The organism is Laspinema olomoucense D3b, assembly GCF_025370785.1.
GTDB lineage: Bacteria > Cyanobacteriota > Cyanobacteriia > Cyanobacteriales > Laspinemataceae > Laspinema > Laspinema olomoucense.
Genome location: NZ_JAMXFA010000010.1, coordinates 59,706 through 81,975 on the forward strand (window position 1 = coordinate 59,706; position 22,270 = coordinate 81,975).

At 48.9% G+C, this 22,270-nt stretch carries 18 protein-coding genes; 10 read left to right on the forward strand and 8 right to left on the reverse strand.

The window, feature by feature from the left end; genetic code table 11:
* Positions 1 to 22 precede the first annotated feature (22 nt).
* The 5 genes from NG792_RS09525 to cysE all read right to left on the reverse strand — a co-directional run bounded on the left by NG792_RS09525 (position 23) and on the right by cysE (position 6,003).
* Positions 23 to 742, reverse strand: a complete 720-nt coding sequence (locus tag NG792_RS09525; protein ID WP_261196804.1) for a GUN4 domain-containing protein — start codon at positions 740 to 742, stop codon at positions 23 to 25.
* Positions 743 to 982: 240 nt separating this feature from the next.
* Positions 983 to 1,471, reverse strand: coding sequence for an adenylyltransferase/cytidyltransferase family protein (locus tag NG792_RS09530; RefSeq protein ID WP_261235300.1), 489 nt, complete (start codon positions 1,469 to 1,471; stop codon positions 983 to 985).
* Between the two features lie 57 nt (positions 1,472 to 1,528).
* Positions 1,529 to 2,275, reverse strand: a complete 747-nt coding sequence (locus NG792_RS09535; protein ID WP_261196806.1) for a response regulator transcription factor — start codon at positions 2,273 to 2,275, stop codon at positions 1,529 to 1,531.
* Between the two features lie 863 nt (positions 2,276 to 3,138).
* Positions 3,139 to 4,881, reverse strand: coding sequence for a hypothetical protein (locus NG792_RS09540; protein WP_261235301.1), 1,743 nt, complete (start codon positions 4,879 to 4,881; stop codon positions 3,139 to 3,141).
* A gap of 198 nt (positions 4,882 to 5,079) precedes the next feature.
* A complete protein-coding gene (gene cysE / locus NG792_RS09545; RefSeq protein WP_261196808.1) occupies positions 5,080 to 6,003 on the reverse strand; it encodes a serine O-acetyltransferase in 924 nt (307 codons plus the stop codon).
* A 473-nt stretch (positions 6,004 to 6,476) separates the two neighbouring features.
* Between cysE and cysK the strand changes: the two genes are divergently transcribed.
* The 6 genes from cysK to NG792_RS28940 all read left to right on the forward strand — a co-directional run bounded on the left by cysK (position 6,477) and on the right by NG792_RS28940 (position 14,695).
* Positions 6,477 to 7,505, forward strand: coding sequence for a cysteine synthase A (gene cysK / locus NG792_RS09550; protein WP_261235302.1), 1,029 nt, complete (start codon positions 6,477 to 6,479; stop codon positions 7,503 to 7,505).
* A gap of 170 nt (positions 7,506 to 7,675) precedes the next feature.
* Positions 7,676 to 9,061 (forward strand): FAD/NAD(P)-binding protein, encoded by a 1,386-nt coding sequence (locus tag NG792_RS09555; protein ID WP_261235353.1) that lies wholly within the window; start codon positions 7,676 to 7,678, stop codon positions 9,059 to 9,061.
* 205 nt (positions 9,062 to 9,266) lie between these two features.
* Positions 9,267 to 9,857: a Crp/Fnr family transcriptional regulator gene (locus tag NG792_RS09560; RefSeq protein WP_261196812.1), complete on the forward strand. Its 591-nt coding sequence runs from the start codon at positions 9,267 to 9,269 to the stop codon at positions 9,855 to 9,857.
* 204 nt (positions 9,858 to 10,061) lie between these two features.
* The gene (locus NG792_RS09565) at positions 10,062 to 10,598 is read left to right on the forward strand and encodes a cupin domain-containing protein (protein WP_261235303.1); all 537 of its coding nucleotides are present in this window, start codon (positions 10,062 to 10,064) and stop codon (positions 10,596 to 10,598) included.
* Between the two features lie 592 nt (positions 10,599 to 11,190).
* On the forward strand, positions 11,191 to 12,675 hold the full coding sequence (locus NG792_RS09570) for a family 2B encapsulin nanocompartment shell protein (protein WP_261196815.1): 1,485 nt from the start codon (positions 11,191 to 11,193) through the stop codon (positions 12,673 to 12,675).
* The gene (locus NG792_RS28940) at positions 12,650 to 14,695 is read left to right on the forward strand and encodes a SufS family cysteine desulfurase (protein WP_317619499.1); all 2,046 of its coding nucleotides are present in this window, start codon (positions 12,650 to 12,652) and stop codon (positions 14,693 to 14,695) included. The genes NG792_RS09570 and NG792_RS28940 overlap by 26 nt, the downstream gene beginning before the upstream one ends.
* 496 nt (positions 14,696 to 15,191) lie before the next feature.
* On the opposite strand, the gene NG792_RS09580 is transcribed toward NG792_RS28940, so the two are convergent.
* The gene (locus NG792_RS09580; RefSeq protein ID WP_261196817.1) at positions 15,192 to 15,740 is read right to left on the reverse strand and encodes a late competence development ComFB family protein; all 549 of its coding nucleotides are present in this window, start codon (positions 15,738 to 15,740) and stop codon (positions 15,192 to 15,194) included.
* Positions 15,741 to 15,945: 205 nt separating this feature from the next.
* Positions 15,946 to 16,854: a M23 family metallopeptidase gene (locus NG792_RS09585; RefSeq protein ID WP_435387572.1), complete on the reverse strand. Its 909-nt coding sequence runs from the start codon at positions 16,852 to 16,854 to the stop codon at positions 15,946 to 15,948.
* A gap of 65 nt (positions 16,855 to 16,919) precedes the next feature.
* Between NG792_RS09585 and NG792_RS09590 the strand changes: the two genes are divergently transcribed.
* A complete protein-coding gene (locus NG792_RS09590; RefSeq protein ID WP_261196819.1) occupies positions 16,920 to 17,144 on the forward strand; it encodes a hypothetical protein in 225 nt (74 codons plus the stop codon).
* Positions 17,145 to 17,222: 78 nt separating this feature from the next.
* A complete protein-coding gene (locus NG792_RS09595) occupies positions 17,223 to 19,562 on the forward strand; it encodes a cation:proton antiporter domain-containing protein (protein WP_261196820.1) in 2,340 nt (779 codons plus the stop codon).
* 42 nt (positions 19,563 to 19,604) lie between these two features.
* Here NG792_RS09595 and NG792_RS09600 read toward each other — a convergent pair whose 3' ends face one another.
* Complete coding sequence (locus NG792_RS09600; protein ID WP_015147641.1) at positions 19,605 to 19,817, reverse strand: Hfq-related RNA-binding protein; 213 nt, start codon at positions 19,815 to 19,817, stop codon at positions 19,605 to 19,607.
* A gap of 311 nt (positions 19,818 to 20,128) precedes the next feature.
* On the opposite strand from NG792_RS09600, the gene dapF reads away from it, so the two are divergent.
* The gene (dapF, locus tag NG792_RS09605; RefSeq protein ID WP_261235304.1) at positions 20,129 to 20,983 is read left to right on the forward strand and encodes a diaminopimelate epimerase; all 855 of its coding nucleotides are present in this window, start codon (positions 20,129 to 20,131) and stop codon (positions 20,981 to 20,983) included.
* 51 nt (positions 20,984 to 21,034) lie between these two features.
* A complete protein-coding gene (locus NG792_RS09610) occupies positions 21,035 to 22,183 on the forward strand; it encodes a hypothetical protein (RefSeq protein ID WP_261235305.1) in 1,149 nt (382 codons plus the stop codon).
* Positions 22,184 to 22,270: the final 87 nt, after the last annotated feature.

Consider the following 22,270-nt stretch of genomic DNA (forward strand, 5'->3'; position numbering starts at 1 on the left):
CCACTGTTTCCCTCTGAGGGAATTAACCCCAGGCTGGATGAGTGAGCAACTTTTCGATGACTCGAACGCCACGCAATTGATTAGATAAAGGCAAATGGCCTCGGGGAGCGGTTAAATTCCAGGTGAATTCCCCCGGATATCTCGTCCAAGTATTGCCACTTTTCCAGCCAATTTTAGGCCAGAGTTTGTCCCAATTTTTCCCAACTCCCAGCCAAATTTCCCGCTGGACAGACAGGCCAAATTTTCCCTCGGAATAAACCTGCCAAAGCCGATCTAGAGTTTGGAGGTCTTCCGGGGGAAATTTATCAATCTCGGTGAAATACAACCATTTTCTTTCCACTGCTTTGGGTCCGGCCAGTTCGCACAATTTTTGCATACTCAGGCGATCTGCCGCTTGATAATCCTGTTTTGCCAGCAGTTCTTGCACTTGAGAATAATCAATGCCGCGCAATGATTGTAGGGAAACTACGCCATTAGGATAGGCAGTTCCCAAAAAATCTGCAATCCCTGGAGAATCGCTGGACAGCAATAATTGATAGATTTTTCCATCGATGAAATTGACTGAACCTGGCTGACGCTCTTGCAAAAATTGCTTTAATATAATTAAGCCCGCTTCCCCCGTTCCCGCAATCTGTTCTATCAGTTGAAGCTGATTTTTTTCGGAGGCGGTTTTTAATTGGGATTCAAGGTCTGCTAAATTTGCGGAAGTTTCCGATAGGGATGATGTTGTTGGTTCACTCATACATAATTGGTGGATATCGAATTAACAAACAGGTATTTTACTGGATCTAAAAGTAGGAGGCTTTAATGGGTTTAACCAGTAACTTCCTGGGGCATTAATTCTTTAATCCGAATAAAAAAACATAGAAGTTAAGAAAAACTGCTCCGGTTAACGCGAACAGTGCAGGACATCCCTGCCCCCTTTAAGGACAAGTGACTTCCGGTGGGGGTGATGGACTTGAACATCAGGGTGCTGTTCAGGTTAGGGCTTGAGAATAGAAAGAATTATACCAGTAGTGGAGGTCGGAACTTCAATTTTACAAAGTTCGATGTGGCCCCCATAGCTTTGCACTGTTGGGGCTTCGGGTAGACTCTCTACGGTCCAGTCTCCGCCTTTAACGTAGATATCAGGCTGGAGGGCCTCCAGGAGGGTGATGGCGGTGGGTTCGTTAAAAATAATCACCCCATCTACGGGTTTTAAGGCGCAAAGCACTTCGGCCCTTTGGATTTCTGGGATAATGGGTCGGGGGGGCATCCCGGATTGGGCGGGTTTGATGGTTTGGACGGAGCGATCGCTATTCAGACCCACCACCAGGGTCTGGCCCAAGGATTTGGCGGTTTGAAGGTAGCGAACATGACCCACATGAAGCAGATCGAAACAGCCATTGGTAAAGACCAAGGGCCGCCACTGTTCAGGGTGAGCGGCGATCGCTTCAACTAGGGTAGAAATCGTGTAAAGACCAGAAATCATGGGTTATTCTAAAACAGCAAACAGCAGCAATTTGATACCCTCGGGTTCCCCTAAAACCTAGTTCGCTTCAGGTTCACTTCCCGGTCGATATCCATGTTCAAAGGCAAAACGCACCAGTTGGGAGCGATTTTCTAATCCCAATTTACTCAGAATTCGACTCAGATGAGTCTGTACTGTCCGGGGACTAATCACTAAACGCGTTGCAATTTGTTTATTGGGATGGCCTTGAATCACTTCCCAAAAGACTCGCGCTTCCGCAGGGGTCAGAGGCAGGGGTTCTGGCTGCATCGGACTCAGGTCCTCGGACTCAACCCGGTGGCGATGCCACCCATCTGCGGGATCGTGAATCGGTTGCACCGACTCTTCCTCAGTGCTAGGGGGGGAAGTCTGGGGGGTAAACTGCTGCATCAACCGGATCATTTCGGCATGAATCCGTCGCGATCGCTCTAATTGGGCCTCGATTTTCGCCACTAACTCTAACGGTTCAAACGGTTTAATCAAGTAATCATCAGCCCCGATCGCGTGACCTTCTATGCGATCGTCCAGTTCTCCCTTGCTCGATAGAAAGATAAACGGAACCAACTTCCCCGCCGGATTCGTGCGCAGACGCCGACAAAATTCAAATCCGTCCATCAACGGCATCATCACGTCTGATACCACCAAATCTGGTGGATCCCGCTTGAACAGGTTTAAGGCTTCCACTCCTGAATCTGCTTCTTCCACTACAAATCCCTGCTTTTCCAAATGCCGCTTCAGCATCATTCGCAGGGTTTTATCATCATCAACCACTAAAATTCGTTTCATCTGTGTGAGCCGCTACACCTAAGTTGCTGCTGGGTATCATCAGATAGGCTGACAGGTTTTGCTTGGATCATTCTATTCGCGCTCATCTTAGGGGCTCCTGGGTGCATCTGTTCCAAGTCAGTCATGAAGTTGCCTCCGCCGGACCCCCCGCACAAAGCGGTAATTGCCCTTAACCCTACAGACCTGCTCGTTTGCCTTGGGACTCACGAGTGACTCAGTTCCCTTCCATAGTGATTTAGAGATACCCTCGAACCGATAACTAGGGTCATAAAGTGTTTGCTACAGGTCATCCTTAATTTTAGAATGTTCTTGTAGCAACTTGCCTCAAAGGTGGCAGTTAGGATCACAACAATCAGCGATCGCATCCTGAACAATGAGGGATTTTAACCCAGGACGTCTCTAAATGCAACTTCTCTGATATTGCCTAAATCCATTTTAACTGATTCCATCCCTACTCGGCTCAGATTGGATCTGATAGGTTTTTTCCTATCCTACATTGGGTTGAAGCGTGATCCAAATTTGGCAATAAGCTGGAATTCTATTCTAACAGTAAATTATCGGTATATAAATGACCAAGACTCCCTTTTTCATCCTTTAATAATATTCAATACCCCAAATCAAGGTCATCAATGAGGAGAATCTGATGGTCTTTAAAAGCATCAAGAGCGCGGCTACAGTCAAGCTCTGAACCGGAGTTTTTCCTCCGAGGAGTGGGTTCTGAAACCGCTCCTTTAAATGGGGTAAAATTTAATATAATATTGAGGGGGATTGCTGGAGTTTCAATAGGCTTTCTCCCGGGAGAGGCTGGGAACAAAAATAAAAGAAATTCACTTATTTGTGTTCCCCGCCTTTGTTCGGAAAAATTACAAAATAACCGTAGGGGGATTGGGCACTAATCCGGAAATTTTTCCACCGATCATTGCCGACTGGTAATCAAACATTGTCCCCCCATATTGCATTAACACTTGCATCAGTTCCATTTCTGCACGGCGGGGTAACATGGTTTTCCAGGCTTTCAAGGCTTCCAAAATGGTAGAGCCATTAAACGAGGCTCCACTGCGATGGGCAGCAACTTCCTGATTCTCTCCTCGCCAATTTTTGGGAACATAACCGAGGGGAATTAACATGGATGTTTCCACTTTTTCGAGTAATAATCCCAGGCGTTTAAACCGTTGAACCTCGAAGTGGGTGGGGTGATTTTCTACCCACTGTTTGACGATGCGATCGCTGAGCACTTCGGTTTTTAGGCGTTGGATCGCGGCAAACAGGGATTGACTGGAATCTTTGACGCAGGATGTAGCAGGAGTCACCACCGAGGCCCCGTTTCCGGGTCCGGTGCGATATCGGCTTTCCATGAAGGCGAGTTCCTGGAGGATGGTTTGCAGGGGGTCAAAGCGGCGATCGCCAAATTGATAGGGGACGGTGAGTTCGGGAATGCGAATGACTACATCGGAAACCGGCACTGTGTACATCCACCCCCGCTTGAAACTCCCCATATAGGAGTGCCAGCGATGAGCACCGGCGATCACGCCTTCGCGGTTATGTCCATATACTTGGCGATATACTAAATCAAAGCGTAAATTCCCCGTAAATTCATCGGCAATGACTTGGGCAAACCCAAAGGCAAAATGTCCCGGGACCAAACCTAGGATAGCGCGATCGCCCCGTTCTCCTCCACGCCAGCCGAAGGTATGCACCACCAAGCCTACATCCCCTTTATACCACAATTCTCGGGTGCGTTTTTGCATCAAATCCGGCGATCGGTGGTTACCATAGAGGATACCGCCATTGTTATCCACCAGAGTGCGTTCCATGCGATGCAAGGGAATTTGTTCCCACTTGGATTCTACAAAGTGCTGACGAGTTTCCTCCCGTCCACTTAACATCCGTGTTGGCGCCAGGGAAAGGGCTGCTGCGGGTTCGATCGCCGCGACGATAAACAATCCCTCGGGATTGTGAGTCCCATAAATATACCATCCCTCGCTATTGAGGGGAGAGGCTTCAATATCTACAATAGAACTTTGTTCCACTTGATGCCCTGAATGTATAAAGCCCGCATCCGCCAAGGCGATCGTTTCTTCTCCCCCATCAAAATTTCGGGTTTGGGGGTTATAGTGTCTGACCCGGTAGCGGTTGTCTCCTGCTGATGCCACAAAGCGCACGAAGGCTTTTTGAACCCCGACAATTTGGATCGGTTCATCCCCAATACTCACAACCCAGGTATTTCCGACTTGTTCCACCGTCTGAACATCCAGTTCGACCTGAATATCATCCTCGGTTCTAGCACCGGCTAGGGATTCTAAGGGGCTAACTTTTGACCATCCCTCTAACCGGGTGGGGTGGATATTAAAATTCTCCATACTTTGACGCGTAGTGTCATCAAAGTGAATATCTGTAACTGCTCGGTTGAGCCAGGTTTGATGAATGGAGTTTGAATGCCATTTGAGCCAGACGGTTTGACCTGTGAGATGGCTGTAGGTTTCTGGGGTATTTTGTAGGGTGAGGTAAACGCCTCCGTCACTATGACGTTGTGCCAGGGAGGGTAAGATTAATTGTCCAGTCCATTGGGCGATCGGTCGGTAGATCTGACCACTGATTGAGCTCATAGCTGTCCGTGATAATTAAACATGGGTAAAGAATATTCTTTTATGATTTACAAGAGGCGATCGCCTGTTCTGGACAAAGTAGGCGATCGCCTAAATTAGCCGTTGCAAAATGAGCTTAAAAATTTCTGAACTGAAGTGCAATCCTAAATCCAGGTATCCACCCGGATTTAGGGTTAATTAAATTTAGGGCATTTTTGCTTAAATTCCTGCCCCATCCAAGAAGTCCTCAATTACCTGATTGTTCACCTGAGAATTCAGTCCGAGAACGTGAAAATCTAAGTAGCCATTCTGGTTATGGTAATGCTCCAAAGGATGGCGTCTTAAAAATGTCCCCCGCTGTGCTTTCATTCGTTCCACTTCTTGCTCTAGGAATTTAATCCGCTCAAATAAAGCCCGAATCGCTTCAGCTTCTGGGTCTTGTAATGATTCTCGCTCTAAGGAAATGACGCGATCGCCCCGACGGCGGATAATTCGCCCGGGCACTCCCACCACGGTACAATCAGCAGGAATATGGCGCAAAACGACCGAACCAGCACCAATCCGGACATTATCTCCAATCTGAATATTTCCGAGTATTTTCGCCCCCGCACCTACGACGACATTTTCGCCTAGGGTCGGGTGACGTTTTCCGATTTCTTTTCCCGTACCGCCCAGGGTCACGCCCTGGTAAATTAGCACGTTGTTCCCAACAATGGCTGTTTCCCCAATGACGACACCCACCCCATGATCGATGAAGACACATTGTCCGATCTGAGCCCCGGGGTGAATTTCAATCCCCGTAAAAAAGCGCAGGATTTGGGAAATCAACCGAGGCACAACGGGGATTCCTCTGTTATGAAGCTCATGAGCAACTCGATGGCCCATGATGGCGTGCAAACTGGGGTAACAAAGGAGCACTTCTAACCAGTTTTTGGCGGCAGGATCGCGATCGAGAATGTTTTGAAACTCCACCTTGAGGGTGTTGAAGACTGATAAGGGTGACTTCCCAGTAGCAGTTGGGGCGGAGTCTCGGTGACGATTGTGAGGCCCGCTCTCTTGCTTGCCCTCTAACTGGGAAGAGGGGGACTCCGGAGTGAAACCATCTTCCAGGAGCGATCGGGGTTGTCTTACTGGCTCAGGCATAAGGTTTACCGCGTTCAGGCTATGAATAATCCCCGGTAACACCTAGATGTTACCGGATTTTTTGAGTCTGTCATAACTGACCCAAAAAAGCAAGGGTATCGGGATGGGTTTGTGAAAAAACGCGGCAACCGGGAGGGATTAGCTCCACAGAAAGCTCACACATCACAGATGATATCTCTCGTACCTGGGCTGGGTCTTCCCGACCCAAGTCCCAAACTTTAATGATTATTTAAGAAAAATTTAAACTATTTCGCCAAAGGTGATCCTGCAAATTAAATCTCCCGAAGTCGGCTTAAAACCAAAGGGCACTCACCCCTTGCTTTTTTTTGCAATCTGTGTAAAACTCAAAAAAGTTCTTAATCTCCGGTATCTCCATCAAGTTAGCGGGGATTAAAGACTGCTCCTTGCTGACCTGCTCAACTGGAAAGTGTTCAGGGTCAGCCCCTCGGTTAATGTTAGGAGGTCGGGTCACTATGCGAATCGCTAAGGATGTAACAGAACTCATTGGTCGGACGCCCCTGGTTCAACTCAATCGGATTCCGGCTGCCGATAACTGCGTTGCTACAATTGTACTTAAAGCCGAAGGGATGAACCCAGCGGCTTCGGTCAAAGATCGAATTGGGTTCGGGATGATTAGTGCGGCGGAGGAAGCAGGGCTAATTAAACCGGGGAAAACGATTTTAGTCGAACCCACTTCGGGAAATACCGGGATTGCTCTGGCGATGGTGGCGGCGGCGAAAGGGTATCGATTGATTCTGACGATGCCAGAAACAATGAGCTTAGAGCGACGGGCGATGCTGAAAGCATACGGGGCTCAGGTGATTTTGACTCCTGGGGTAGAAGGGATGAGTGGGGCGATCGCCCGGGCGGAAGATATTCTACGCACTACTCCTGATGCATTTATGTTGCAACAATTTAAAAATCCTGCTAATCCCCAAATTCACCGGGAAACAACGGCAGAAGAAATTTGGGCTGATACCGATGGCAAGGTAGATATTGTCATTGCCGGAGTCGGAACAGGGGGCACTATTACGGGAGTCGCGGAGGTGATTAAACAGCGAAAACCCGGGTTCCGGGCGATCGCTGTTGAACCAGCCAATAGTCCAGTCTTGTCGGACGGACGTTCCGGATCCCATAAAATCCAAGGGATTGGCGCAGGATTTATCCCCGAAGTTCTGCGGGTTGATCTGATTGATGAAGTGATTACGGTCAGGGATGATGAGGCGATGGCTTATGGGCGGCGTCTGGCGACGGAAGAAGGCTTATTGTCCGGTATCTCCAGTGGTGCGGCCTTAGCTGCTGCGATCAAAGTCGGCAGACGCCCAGAAAATGCGGGTCGTTTGATTGTCATGATCCAGCCTAGCTTTGGAGAACGCTATTTGAGTACGCCCATGTATCAAGACCTTGAACCGTTTGAGTGGCAGGAATCGGCAACCCTGGGGGTTCAGTCCTCTACCTCATTGCACTTCGGGGAGAGAAAATCCGCTGAAAGCGTTGTCTAAAAAGGCTTCAGGGCGGTTTTTGACAGAGTTTAAAAACCGCTTCTGGTGGTTGCTCTATCTGGGTCGAGTGGTGAACCCTTCAAGGATTTGAATCATCCGGCGGGCGATCGCCGTGGAGCTATCCTTGAACATTGCATGATTTTGTATAATAAATTCCCAAGCCTGTGAAAATGGAGAATTTACCCCTTGAAATAGCGATTGTGGGAGGGGGCTTGAGCGGGGCGCTAGTGGCAACTCATCTGTTGCGATCGGCCAGCCAACCTCTCACCCTGCACCTGATTGAACCCCGTCCGGACTTAGGGCGGGGAATTGCTTACGGCACTAATTATAGCTGTCATTTACTCAATGTTCCCGCAGGGAAGATGAGCGCATTTTCCGAAGAACCGGATGATTTTTTGCGCTGGATGGTCCGGGAAAAAGATCCCACCGTACAGGCAGATAGTTTTCTTCCCCGTCAAATTTATGGGGAATATATTCAAGGGGTATTAGAGCAGTCGGCAGCGGTGGCAGCAGAAAGGGTCCAGTTTAAGCCGAGAACCGATGAGGCGATCGCCGTGAAACCTCACTTACAGGGGGCGACTGTCTATTTAAAAAGTGGTGAAACCATAGACGCTCACAAAATTGTGTTAGCGTTGGGTAATTTTCCACCAAAAGACCCCCCGGTTCATGATGCTAGGTTCTACCAGAGTCAGCGTTATATCAGCTACCCTTGGAGTGAGCGCGCCCTGACCGGCTTAAATTCCTCAGATGCTGTCTTACTGATTGGGTCAGGACTCACAATGGTCGATTTAGCAGTCGCCCTGAAAGAACAAGGTCATACCGGCACGATTTATGGGGTATCGCGGCATGGTCAGTTACCTCATTCTCATCAGTTTACCTCACCTTACCCGGCGTTTTTGGCCCCGGAGACGGCCCCGAAAACCCTTCGGGGTTTGTTCCGTCAGGTGCGTGAGGAAGTCGAATCGTCGATCGCCCGAGGTGATGATTGGCGATCGGTCATCGACTCCCTGCGCCCTATTACTCAGCAGTTATGGCAGCAGATGAGTCCGGGCGATCGCCAACGATTTCTGCGTCATGTTCGACCCTACTGGGAAGTGCATCGTCATCGCGTTTCCCCGGGGGTTGCTGAGACGGTAGGGAGGATGCTGGATGCGGGACAACTGGTCCTGTTAGCAGGTCGAGTTCACGCTTATGAGGAAGATGCAGAAGGGGTGAAGGTCTCGGTTAGCACCCGGGGAACTGGACACCGGAAAGTGTTGGAGGTGAAGCGGGTGATCAATTGTACGGGGAGTGAATGTGACTATCGTAAGTTCCAGCATCCCCTGATTGTGAATCTACGATCGCAAAATCTGATCCGTCCTGACCCCCTCGCCCTCGGCTTGGATGTCGCCGAGAATGGGGCCATCCGCAACAGCGAGGGAGTAGTATCTCAACTGTTTTATACCTTGGGTTCTCCACGCAAAGGGGGACTCTGGGAGACCACTGCCGTTCGAGAAATTCGGCAACAAGCGGTAGAACTATCCCGAGAATTGCTGCGATCGCCTCAAACTGATTAGCAATATACTTCAAAACTGCCTGATTTCCAGTGGCGATCGTAAGGAATTTCCATAAAAAAAGTTCTGCCTTAGAAGTTTAGCAGAATCGGGAAAGCCCCCCTGATTAAGGGGGGTTGGGGGGATCTTTCATAGAAAATTTTATTTTTTGGAGTTCCCTAACTTAATACGTCCAATTTTTAGGGCTATAGCCCTAGGATAATTAGCAATGACTGTTTCTCCTCTTGACCTCAAATTTTCTGAACAACTCCGTCAAAGTGCTTTTACAAAGCGCTCTTTACTCCCTTTAAATCCGCGATCGCTGTGGAAAATTGAAACCGGCGTGGTTCGCAGCATCACCTGGTTTGAAGATGGCACCTCAATCACCTTGGGAATCTGGGGTCCCGGTGATATTGTCGGGCGATCGCTTTCCCGGGCGAATCCTTATCACCTGGAATGCTTAACTAGAGTTGAAGCAACCCTAGTTTCTCAGGAAAAATATCCTCATTTCAGTGATGCACTTCTTCTCCACAGTCAGCGGCTGGAAGAATTTTTAGAAATTGTTCATACCAAACCTGTTGACGTGGCTTTCTTGCGTTTTTTAAGCTGGCTAGGCCAAAGATTTGGGAAAGAGAATGAATCCGGGCAACTGATCCAACTGGGGTTGACTCATCAGGAAATCGGCGAAATGATAGGCTCAAGTCGAGTTACGGTGACCCGTTTGTTTAAGGAATTGGAACAACAGGGGATTATCCAGCGCCTCCAGCGCAAACAGATCCTTTTACACGAAACTCAACCCTGGTGGCACTATGAAATTTAAGATCCCTTTCCAGTCCTGTTTTTAAGACACCGTGGAGGGGTTTGACAAAATTGACTTGTAGGGGTTGACAGGTTACTAGAATCAGGGTTATAGTAAAAACATCGGTAACCCGACCAAGTTGCCGTAGATTAAAAAAATCCCAGGCCAAAACATCCAAGCCCTAGGCTTGATTGGGGCCAAACTAATCCCTGATGGAGCGAGAGAATGGCTATCCTACAACTAGAAAACCGTAAAATCTATGGGTTGGCGATCGCCACCGTTTTAGGTTCCTTGAATATTGGGTTAGAACGGATTTCCCTTCTAGGCGATCGGGACCTCCATCAAGTGTTAGAAAAAGATATCCTCAACCCTTTTGAAAAACATCAAGTTTTGCAAACCACTAATTATGCCTTTGACCTCTTGAAAAAGCGGGATGGATATCAACAGCGAGACTTGATGGTATTGCACCCCGGTTCTCCGAGTTTATATCCTTTTCTCCTGCGTAGCGATCGCTGGCATACCCATACTCATGCCGAAGGACTGTACATCTTATCGGGAGAGTGCATTTTGAGTTTTATTCATCCCAATGGAACTCAAATGCAATTGTTGTTACAACCCGGAGACTATGTAAATATTCCCCGACGCCTCCCCCATCGGTTTTCCCTCTCCGCTTCCCTGAATCTTAAAGCCGTGCAATACTCATTTACTCCCGAGGGGTGCATTCCAGACTTTGTAAGATATCAACCTTTAATCGCGAGTTGACGGGGGAGTATCCGGGCCTATTGAACCCGTCCAAGTGAGGCTAAAAGTAAAAAGCAATTTTATAACCAATTTTATATTATGTCTCTGCAGCGGCAGTCCGACAACATTATACTAGGAGCGTGAAATCTGTCCTGAAATTAACAAAAACCCCATCAGTCCATGAATTTTATAAAAAATCTCAACTCTTCAGATATCATCTAAGAAGTAAACTCGCTTAGATGATATCTGAAGAGTTTTATGCTGAGTAATGACCTGAATTTAATTAAAAATTTATATTTTTTTAATAGATTTTTGGATACAAGTATGGTACTTTAAAAATTGTACTAACTCACTTGAAAGAACTTAGCTTGAGAGTCAAGAGAGAACCAGTCTAGCTCAGGTAGTAACTCAGTCAGACCCAGTGGAGATCAGCGTAAATCTATAGGGGAAGGGACTGAAGGAAATCCATCAAATAAAATCATCTCTTTCATATCGGTAAGGACAAAGCAGTGCAGTGTCCCTCCGGTTAAATGCAGAACTTTTATTGTGGAAATCCCTGATAGACCTGCGGGTTGGTTTTATTCAACCCAAGCTAAGAGAGAGGAACTGCAAAATGACTCGTTCTCCTATTAACGTCACCCATGACCAACGTCCTATGGTAACCATCAAGACCAATTACAACCGTTCGCAACAAAGTCTCGATACCCAAGCGGCGCGGAATCTTGCTACCACAACGAATACCGTTCCTAAAACCACATTAATTACTCCGCGCTGGCTGCTGCATTTTTTACCTTGGGTACAAGTCCAATCGGGAACATACCGAGTCAACCGGACTAAAATTGTCCTCAAACAAACGCCCAAAGTTTATGTTAATAACGACAATGGACAATCGACCATTGCCCCGGAAGATTTAAAAGCCTTGCCGCTGTTGTCCAGCTTGGATTTATCCTACGTTGCTGGCTTATCTTCCCGGTTGCAACAGGAGAGTTTTGGTTTGGGTCACACAGTGGTGAGTGCTGGTCAATCCGCCGACAAACTGTATATTATTGCCCAAGGAAAAGTCGAAATTTTAGCCACTGGAGACCAGGGCGAACCGTTACGAGTGGGAGTTTTAAGTGCAGGAGATTACTTTGGAGAAGTCGGACTGTATCAAGACATTCCCAGTGATTCAACAGTTCGCACGTTGACCCCAGTGCGCTTGTTAGCCCTATCTAAATCCGTCATAGATGAAGTGGTCACCCAAGAGGAGGTCAAAGCGGGGCTGGCATTAGCCATTGAAAAACACTTGCGACTAAAAGCCTCTCTCAATCCGTATGGGGAAGAACCGATCGCTTTGATTGCGGGGTATGAAGGGGAAACAGAAATTCCCCAGGGGTATGTAGACTATGAAAATGATCCGCGAGAATATGAATTAAGTGTGATTCAAAGTATTCTGCGGGTGCATACGCGGGTCACTGATATTTATAACGAACCCATCCATCAGTTACGGGAACAACTCCGGTTAACCGTAGAGGGGATCAAAGAACAACAAGAATGGGAAATTATCAATAATCCCGACTATGGGTTATTGAATTCCGTGTCTCCCTTACATCGTGTGCAGCCGCGTTATGGTCCACCGACCCCGGATGATTTCGATGCCCTGTTATCGTTAGTGTGGAAAAAACCGGCATTTTTCTTAGCCCATCCTCGGGCGATCGCTGCCTTTGGACGGGAATGCACTCGCCGGGGAGTTCCCCCCGCTACAGTGAACCTATTTGGGTCACCCTTTATCACTTGGCGAGGAGTACCGATCATCCCATCGGACAAACTAGAAGTAACCAGCCGAAATCAAAATATCCTTGGTCCTGGAAAAACCAATATTCTGCTAGTCCGGGTGGGTGAGAAAGAGCAAGGGGTTGTGGGGTTACATCAAATAGGAGTACCGGGGGAACAAATTCCGGGATTGTCTGTGCGATTAATGGGAATTGATCCCCAGGCGATCGCCTCTTATTTAGTCACTTTGTATTCCTCTGCTGCCGTCTTAACCGATGATGCGATCGCCCTGTTGGAGAATGTCGAAGTAGGATATTATCATGACTATGAATACAAACGGCCATGAGAATCATAACGGTCATGTCCGGCCCCCTATACCTCCGTCCTCTGGGGAATCCATCGAAGCGAACACTTTTGAACCCCGTGTGATAGAGGCGATCGCCAATCAATTCTACAGCACTATTCCCTCACAAAATAGCAGCCCCGTTACTGGAAATCACGCCATCTTGAGCACACCGGAAAGGGTTGTCCCTGCGCCCATCGCCACCCCGAATCAGAACACTCCTGGGAATAACCTCACTGAATATCGTGAACCGTTTTCAGTAAATATTCCACAACTTTATCCCCCGGAGAGTTTGAGCCCTTCCATCCCGGCAATTCCGGGGAACACACCAGGAATTCCCCACCAGACGACAGTAGACTCACTCGGGATATCTGAGGTGGCTCTCACTGAGATAGTCAAACAGTTGCAAAGTCCGATTCCACCCATTTTGCCCCAGGGGATTCTGGACCCGATAACCTCGATTTCCCAAACTCCGATTATCCCAGAAAAATCAACCGATGTCTTGGGGAATGCGGGATCAAAGAACTTGCACCCGTCTTTGGGAATATCCGGGAGTGATGTTTTCAGTGCGATCGCCCAGGAGTTATACGCCCTAATTCCCCAAATTTATCCAGGGAATCACAACAGTGGGCCGATTTCTCCTCCCACAGACTTCAGTCAACTGTTCCCTTTCAACGCGGGAGAGGTAGGAACAGCCTTAAAACAGGTCAATTCGCCCACTCCAGTCCCAGGGATACCAGACGCCGAACATCCCTCATTTTATTTCCTGTCTCAACCCCAGCTAGAAACCGTTAAGTTAGACTCTCACGCCGGGTTTGATGTCCAGGCAGTGCGGCGAGATTTTCCAATTTTGCACCAGCAAGTGCATGGAAAACCCCTGATTTGGTTGGATAATGGAGCAACGACCCAAAAACCCCAAAGTGTGATTGATAGTATTTCGCACTTTTATGAGCGAGATAACTCTAACATTCACCGGGCCGCCCATGACTTAGCCGCCCGCGCCACCGATGCCTATGAAGGGGCGCGGGAAAAAGTGCAACGGTTTATCGGGGCGGGATCTGCCGAGGAAATTGTATTTGTGCGAGGGACGACAGAAGGGGTGAATTTAGTCGCTCAAACCTTCGGTCGTCAGCAGATTCGGGAAGGGGATGAAATTGTTCTCACTACCCTAGAACATCATGCTAATATTGTGCCGTGGCAGATGTTAGCCCAGGAAAAAAAAGCGATTTTAAGGGTAGTTCCGATTACCGATCGCGGAGAGATTATCCTCGAAGAATATACTCGACTGTTAGGACCCCGGACTCGCATCGTAGCGGTGACGCAAGTCTCGAATTCCCTGGGAACCATTGTGCCAGTGCAGGAAATGACAGCGATCGCCCATCGACATGGAGCGCGAGTCCTCATTGATGGCGCGCAAGCCGTTTCCCATTTTCCCGTGAATGTGCAACAGTTAGGCTGTGATTTTTATGTATTTTCCGGACATAAGCTATTTGCACCTACGGGCATCGGCGTTGTATATGTCAAGGGGGAACTGTTAGAACAAATTCCACCTTGGCAAGGGGGTGGGAATATGATTCGGCAGGTTACCTTTGAGCAAACAACCTATAACGACCCTCCCGCCAAATTTGAAGCGGGGACGCCAAATATTGCGGATGCCGTCGGATTGGGGGCGGCGATCGACTATTTGAATCGGTTAGGCATGGTCAATATTGAGAGATATGAGCATGAATTAACCGAGTATGGAACCGAACGTCTCCAAACCGTACCGGGGTTGCGCCTGATTGGGACTGCACCCCATAAAGTCGGAGTCTTGTCATTCATTTTGGACAATATTCCCTATGAAGAGGTCGGGAAACGCCTTGCCAGTGAAGGAATTGCCGTGCGTGCGGGTCATCATTGCGCCCAACCTTCTTTACAGCGGTATGGATTAAGGGGTACCGTTCGCCCCTCCTTAGCGTTTTATAATACGCGAGAGGAAATTGATACTTTGGCTGAAGTGTTGCGAACGATCCGCTATCGTTAGGGCATAGACTGCTCAGAACCCTTTTTAATTCCCCCCTTATCCCCGGGGGGAATTTTCGATTTCTGGGCTACCTAAAAAAAACACGTTTTTTTAGAAAATCAAGCAGTTACTGATTTAAAGATTGAGTGAAAAATCGTGCTTCTGGGGTGCGATAGGGTTGAGTTTTATAGAATTATATAGCCTTTCTCTTGTTGGTGAACTACATCAATGATCCCCCTAAATCCCCCTTTCTAAGGGGGACTTGGACGGTCCCCCCCTTATTAAGGGGGGCTAGGGGGGATCGCATAAACGTACCTCATGAATAGGAAAATTGCTATAGCCCGATCAGGGAATGCAGGGGGAGAGCGGTCAAAAAGAAAGACGCCCCTAAACGGAGCGTCTTAATTTCATGACCAAAACAGTTCCCATCCCGGGGTAAATTTTGGCAACCAAAACCGTTAAAAAAGCCCACCGGAATCCGAAGACAGAGCAACGATCGCGGTAGGATTTGCTTCCTTTAACTAGGGGTATTAGGTTGGGATTCAAAGATAGTCGCGTAGGACTGAAGGATGCTGCTAACTTGAGTGAGCATTTCTTTGCCCGAACTTTTACCCAAAGCGACTCTACCGGGGAATTCTGGGCGGTCCAGATACCGGGCGATCGCTTCATCGACTTGTTTGGAGATGAGCTCTTGCAGTTCATCTTTGGCTCGAATCCGCTGATAGTTTGCGCCTTCCTCCGTGGTTGCATAAAGGGGAGGAAGACGGTTGAGTGCATAAGCGGCAATGTCGCCCACATCCAGGGTGCGATCGCTAGTTGCCTCAATTTCAGCAACCCGGGCGATCGCCTCAGAGAGCACCAACTCTTCCATGACATTAATAAACTGTTTCCGTGGTAAAACCACCACTTCTCCAGTTAAGAGCGACCCCATCAGGCGATCGAGCGCCATGTACTCTTCAATAGACAGTTCTGAGGCGGTGTTACAAATTCGGCCCACCTCAGCTTCCATTGCTGGCGTTAGATAACCATCTTGTAGTGCCTGTTCTACGATTTTTTCTATACTCATACTGCCTCGTTCTGCTCCACGGCACTTTTTTCAGTTGATCCAAGAGTGTCAAGCGGCGATCGCCTCATAGAAAACTCTGCGATCGCCCGGACAACCCTGCACAGATCTTGTCCTACAATCCGCCCTAACCTAGCTCTAACTCCAGAAAACTCCAGACTATCCCTAGGACCCGGGCGGGTTTACTGTACTCCATGCCTAATGAGAGTTATTCTACTCCCTCATATCGCCAGGGAACCGGATCGATGGATTGTCCATGAACGTATAATCCCCAGTGTAGGTGAGGTCCGGTCGAAGCGCCGGTTGTCCCGACTGCACCGATGACTTGACCCGCCTGCACCATATCGCCTTCCTTGACATCAATCCGACTCAGATGCAAATAAAGGGAGGTTAAGCCCTGACCATGATCGATCCCCACCACGTTTCCATGAATTTCAAACCCTTCCGATTCCCGTCCCACCAAAGCGATTCGACCAGCAGCAGGAGCCATCACAGGAGAACCCTCGGGTCCGGCATAGTCTACACCGCGATGGTAATAATCATCGGCAAAGACCCCATTGTAATACCGACGGACCCCGTAAATCGTGGTAATCGGTCCGTCATTGGGGCGCAAAAACGCACCATTCCAGAATTTCTCAGGAGTGACGAGTTTTTTAAATTCATCTACGCGATCAAATTCCAAGTCGGTCCCTTCGATATCGTCCTTACCCGGGGGTAGCCAAATCGATTGGGTAGGGAATTCGCGATCGCTCACCCACACGGCAATATTGCGGGTTTCACCTTCCCCTTCCACCCGAATTTCCCATCGTCCCGCTTGAGTTAAAGGCGTAGTGGGGATCATCGCCCGATACCGATTCCCGCCAATGGGAAACGCCGGTACCGGGCCATCTGGAGAGATCACCGTTGGCGTGGCTGAATTTGAGGCGTCAGTTGAAATCACCACGGAGAGGGTATCCCCCAGTTGCGGATTCTCAGGTTTCACCTGGACTTGTAACGCTTGCACCGAGTTAGCAAGGGCTAAGAGTACCGAAACCGTCAATCCGAGCACTGGGGCCGTTTTAGTTTTGACTTGTTGTTTCAGCCAAGGATTTGTCCCTTGGAAGAGCCAACCCAGCATCCCAGGGGCGATCGGATTAGAGCTATGCAGGTGAGTCATAATTCTTTTATTCGTCTGTTTTAAGCGTGCTAGATAGACTTACGGGCGATCGCGTTAAGTTCCACATTTTATCATGCCGGTTCTGGGGAGGATGGGGGGATGGGGAGGATGGGGAGGATGGGGTGGATAGGGAGGATGGGGAGGATGGGGTAGATGGGGTAGATAGGGAGGATAGGGTAGATGGGGTAGATGGGGTAGAAGTTTGTAGTAACCACTTGCTGTCATTTCTCCCCCTGATCCCTGAGCCTTGATCCCTTATGCTTGCCCCCAAAAATGGTTATGCTGAATTGTTATAACCTGTAACATTTCTCTCATTTTTACAGACACCCGTGCAAGAAGACTTTAGACTCATCCTTGACTTAGTAACTATGCTGGCCGCTGCTGCTAGTGGCGGTTTATTCGCATCCCTCCTGGGTCAACCAGCTATTTTGGGCTATTTACTGGGGGGAATTGTCGTGGGTCCTGCCGGTTTGGGATGGATCAAAGAACTGATTCAAGTCGAAACCCTAGCTCAATTTGGCGTGGCCTTACTTTTATTTGCCCTGGGAGTTGAATTTTCCTTTGCAGAACTTAAAAAAGTCAAAGGGATTAGTCTCGGCGGTGGCACTCTCCAGATTGTCCTCACCATCGCCGTGACGACCTTCGTTTCTCTCTTGATGGGCTGGTGTACCTCTTGGTCCCAGGGCGTCTTCTTAGGAGCTATTCTCTCCCTCTCCTCCACTGCGGTGGTCCTCAAATGTTTGATGGAACGCAACGAACTCCCGACCTTACATGGTCAGGTGATGTTGGGCATTTTGGTGGTGCAAGATTTGGCCTTGGGCTTCATGTTAGCGGTGTTACCGGCCCTGAACGAACCCCCGGAGGCGATCGGGATGGCGGTGATTTCTGCGGTGGTGCGAATTGCCCTATTTGCCGTGGCAGCATTGGCAGTTGGGTTATTCATCGTTCCGCAGTTGCTGCGGTTTCTAGCTAAAACCGAGAGTCAAGAACTGTTTTTACTTGGGGTGATTGCCTTATGTTTGGGAATTGCCTTAGTCACCTACTACCTGGGTTTTTCCATTGAAATGGGGGCCTTCGTTGCGGGGTTAATGATTTCTGAGGTGGAATATGCAGACCAAACCCTGACATACGTCGAACCCCTGCGAGATATTTTAGCGGCCCTGTTTTTTGTCTCGGTGGGAATGCTAATTGACCCAGTGTTTCTGTGGCAGAATCTGGAACTAATTCTGGGGTTAGTCTGTTTGGTGTTTGTGGGCAAATTTTTAATTGTCACCCCGATTGTGACCAGCTTTGGCTATCCCCTGAGAACGGCGTTGATTGTGGGGTTAGGACTGGCGCAAATTGGGGAATTTTCCTTTGTGTTGACGGCCCAGGGACTGGCGACGGGGTTGGTTTCCCGTCCGGTGTATCTGTTGATTTTAGGGACAACTGCGGTGACTCTGGTGGTGACGCCGTTTGTGCTGCGACTGGTGCCGAAATTGCTGGATTGGGCGGAAAATCAGGTCTGGTTGAATCGATTTTTTGAGGATACCAGTGGCCCCCAGGCGGCTTCAGAGGAGGTGCGGTTGCCCGATCGCGTGGTAGTTTGTGGGTATGGACGGGTGGGTAAAAAAGTCGTCCAACTGCTGCAAGCGCATAATTATCCCTTGGTGGTGATTGATAGTTCCGAACGGGCGATCGGGCAACTGCGGGCGGCTGGAATTCCCTATATTTATGGCAATGCGGCATCGTTGCACGTTTTGGAAGCAGCGGGAGTGCAGCAGGCGAAGGCGGTGGCCGTGGCCCTACCGGACCCAATGAGTACGCGGTTGTGCCTGAAGCGATCGCTGGAGTTATCCCCAGAATTAGATGTGGTGGTCCAGGCAAACCAAGAAAAGGAGATAGAACTCCTCTATCAATTGGGGGCCTCGGAAGTGGTGCAATCGGAATTTGAAGTCAGTTTAGAACTGGCAACTCATTTGTTACTCGGGGTCGGATTGCCGTTGCCAGGGATTCGGCGAGAAATTGAACAAATTCGCAGTCATCACTATTTAGAATTGCGTCCGGCGCGATCGCCCTCGGAAGTCTCCCGGGAATTACAGGTGGCCGCATTAGATATGAACAGCAAATGGTATCCCTTACCCGAAGGGTCTCCCCTGGCCGGAATGACCCTAGAGCAAACGGATATGCGCCGACTCAGTGGGGTGAGTTTAATGGCAATTCGTCGCGCCAATGGGGAGGAAATCGACTATCCCAAGGCCGATACGACCTTGGTTTCCGGGGATAAACTCCTGGTGGTGGGACAAGCGGAAGAACTGATCACGTTTGAGCAGTTAGCCCGAGGAGAGGTGGCGATTCCCCAAGAAAATCGCTCCTGTCAATGGCTAATGGTCCCCGAACTGAGTCCCATCACGGATAAAACCTTAGCTCAACTGGACTTAGGGGGGGAGTATGAAGTGCAGGTGCAAGCAATTCGCCGGGAAGGGCAGTTTATTCGGTTTCCTCATGGAGGGACTCAGGTGCAAGCAGGCGATCGCCTCCTGCTGTGCGGCAGTCTCCTGTCCCTGAAACGAATTCAACTGTGGTTGGTCCCGAATCTGGGCCAATCTTCGGTTGCGATCGCAGTTGCCATGAGCAAAGCTCACCAAAGTGAACCGCTCAAGGAGGGATTACCCAGCGATCGGGGCTAAGGGGGTCCGGTATGGGCCAAAGGAGGCCAGACCGGACAAGGGTCAAGATTTTGGCTTCAAATAAACAATGGAATGACGCCAGACGATGGTTTGTTTATCGTAGTGATCCAGGATAGAAATGCAGTCTTTATCCTGCCAAAAAATTTTACCGGCTAACAAATCTCCGGTGACCAGTTTGAGTTCTATCTCGTGTTTGTCCTTAATGAAATTTTGAACTTGGCGAATGCTAGGTAAGTTAGTATCGAAGTCAGACATGATTGGGTCTCAACGAGAGAAAATTTGGCATCAAAATCGCAGCACAGCGAACAAAATTTAGGCAGGCCGGTTATTTGGCCTCGATGTTAAGCGGTCCACCGGCTCTATGAGTCATGTTAACCCATCATGAAATCAACTCAGGCGCGCTCAGGGTTCACACCCGGAATAGGCTTCTTCATGATGAGGGAGCAAGACGGCGATCGCGCTTTTACCGAGGGATAAAGATTCCAGTCTCAAAAATGGGAACTGTAACATCGGGTATTATCAAATAAAACCAGGACAAAAACCCGAACTTTTCGCGAGTACAAGCCATGACTTTAGAGTTTACCAAATATCAAGGTTTGGGAAATGATTTCATTCTGATTGACAACCGTCAGAACCCAGAACCGATGATAACCCCTTCCCAGGCCGAACAGTTATGCGATCGCAACTTTGGCATCGGTGCCGATGGGGTGATTTTTGCCCTTCCGCCTACGGAACCGGACACGGACTACACCATGCGGATCTATAACTCCGATGCCTCAGAACCGGAAATGTGTGGCAATGGCATCCGCTGTTTAGCGAGGTTTCTCAAGGATCTGGGAGTCCCAACCCGGAACTCAGCTACAGGAACCGGAGAATATCGAATTCAGACCCTAGCCGGGGTGATGACCCTAACCCTGAAATCCGATGGTCAAGTTACCGTAGATATGGGCCTGCCTCGGTTGCTGAGTTCAGAAATTCCCACAACCCTTTGCGCTGCCGAGGAAAAAGCGGTTAATGTCCCCTTATCCGTGGCCGGAAAGACCTGGGATGTGACCTGCGTCAGCATGGGAAATCCCCACTGCATTACCTTTGTAGAGGATGTGGATGCGGTTGATCTGGCGGTGGTTGGTCCTCAGTTCGAGAATCACCCGGTTTTTCCGAAGCGGACCAATACAGAATTTATTCAAGTGATTGGGCGATCGCATCTCAAAATGCGAGTTTGGGAACGGGGTGCTGGTGCCACCCTCGCCTGCGGGACCGGGGCTTGTGCTACCTTAGTTGCTGGGGTCCTGACAGGTCGATGCGATCGCCAAGCAACCATCGAACTCCCCGGTGGCCCTCTCATCATTGAATGGTCCCAATCCGATGGCCGACTTTACATGACAGGTCCTGCCGAACGGGTATTTTCAGGCCGGATCTAAATCCGCACCTACATCCAGATCGCGACACTAATCACAATACGGAGGACAGAGATGGGTGGAGGCATTTACCTCATACAAGATGAAGACCGGCTTGTAGAAATGATAGAACAAGCCTATGACAACGAAGATCGACTGCAAGAATTACTCGAAAAATATCCTAACCTGATCGCCGGAGACCAAATTGACCGCGCGACCCCTCGCCAATGGTTATTAATTTCCCGAGAAATGCCCATTCCCGCCGAGGATGAAGTCAATGGTCAATGGTCATTTGAACACCTATTTCTCGACCAAAATGCCATTCCCACCTTAGTGGCCGTCAAACATACTCAAGATGACCGAATTCGCCGGGAAATTGTGGGTCAAATGCTCGACTATGCCGCCAATGTTTTAATCTATTGGCCCATTGAATCTATCATTACCCAATTTGAATCCAATTGCCGCGATATGGGTCGCGACCCGGAACAAGTTTTTGAAGAATTTCTGGGGACCGATGCTCATGAGGACCGTTTCTGGGATAAAGTCAAAACCAACCTCCAAGCCGGAAAACTGCGCTTAGTCTTTGTCTCCGATGAAATTTCTCCTGAACTCCGACGAGTGGTCGAATTTCTCAATGAACAATTAGACCCGAGCGAAGTTTTAGCCCTGGAAATTAAACAATATGTTAGCCAGGATGGGCTCAAAACATTGGTTCCCCGAATCATTGGTCAAACCGCTGAAGCGCAACAGAAAAAAGCCAGTGCAACTCGGGAGAGACGGCGCTGGGATGAAGCGTCTTTCTTTCATGAATTTGAAACCCGCCAAGGTTATGAAGAAGCACAAATGGCTCGCCAAATTCAACAATGGGTCCGACGTCACGAACCGGCGGTCGAAGTTGTCTGGGGAACTGGAGATCTCTATGGTGGGTTTCTCGCCAAATTAAAGCTCAAAGGCCGGAAATCCATTGCTCTTTTTACCGTAGATATTTCCGGTGACTTTGTGATTTCCAGTAGCAGTTATGCCACTCAACCCCCCTTTGATTCCCCTGCAAACTGGCAAGAATTGCGCTCTCGTTTCAGTTCGATTGGCTTGTCCCTTCCTGCTGACTCCAGTGAAACCCGATTACCGACCTTTCCGTTGTCTACCTTACAAGATGAAAGCGCTCTGCAACAGGTTCTGGAAACCTTTGAATGGATTGTGGAAAAAATCCAGCTTGGGAGTTAACAAAATCCCCTTATTCCTTGAGTTGGATCTACCGTAAAAAAGCCCGCATCGGCGGGCTATAAAATTGCGATATAAGGTAGGAAAACC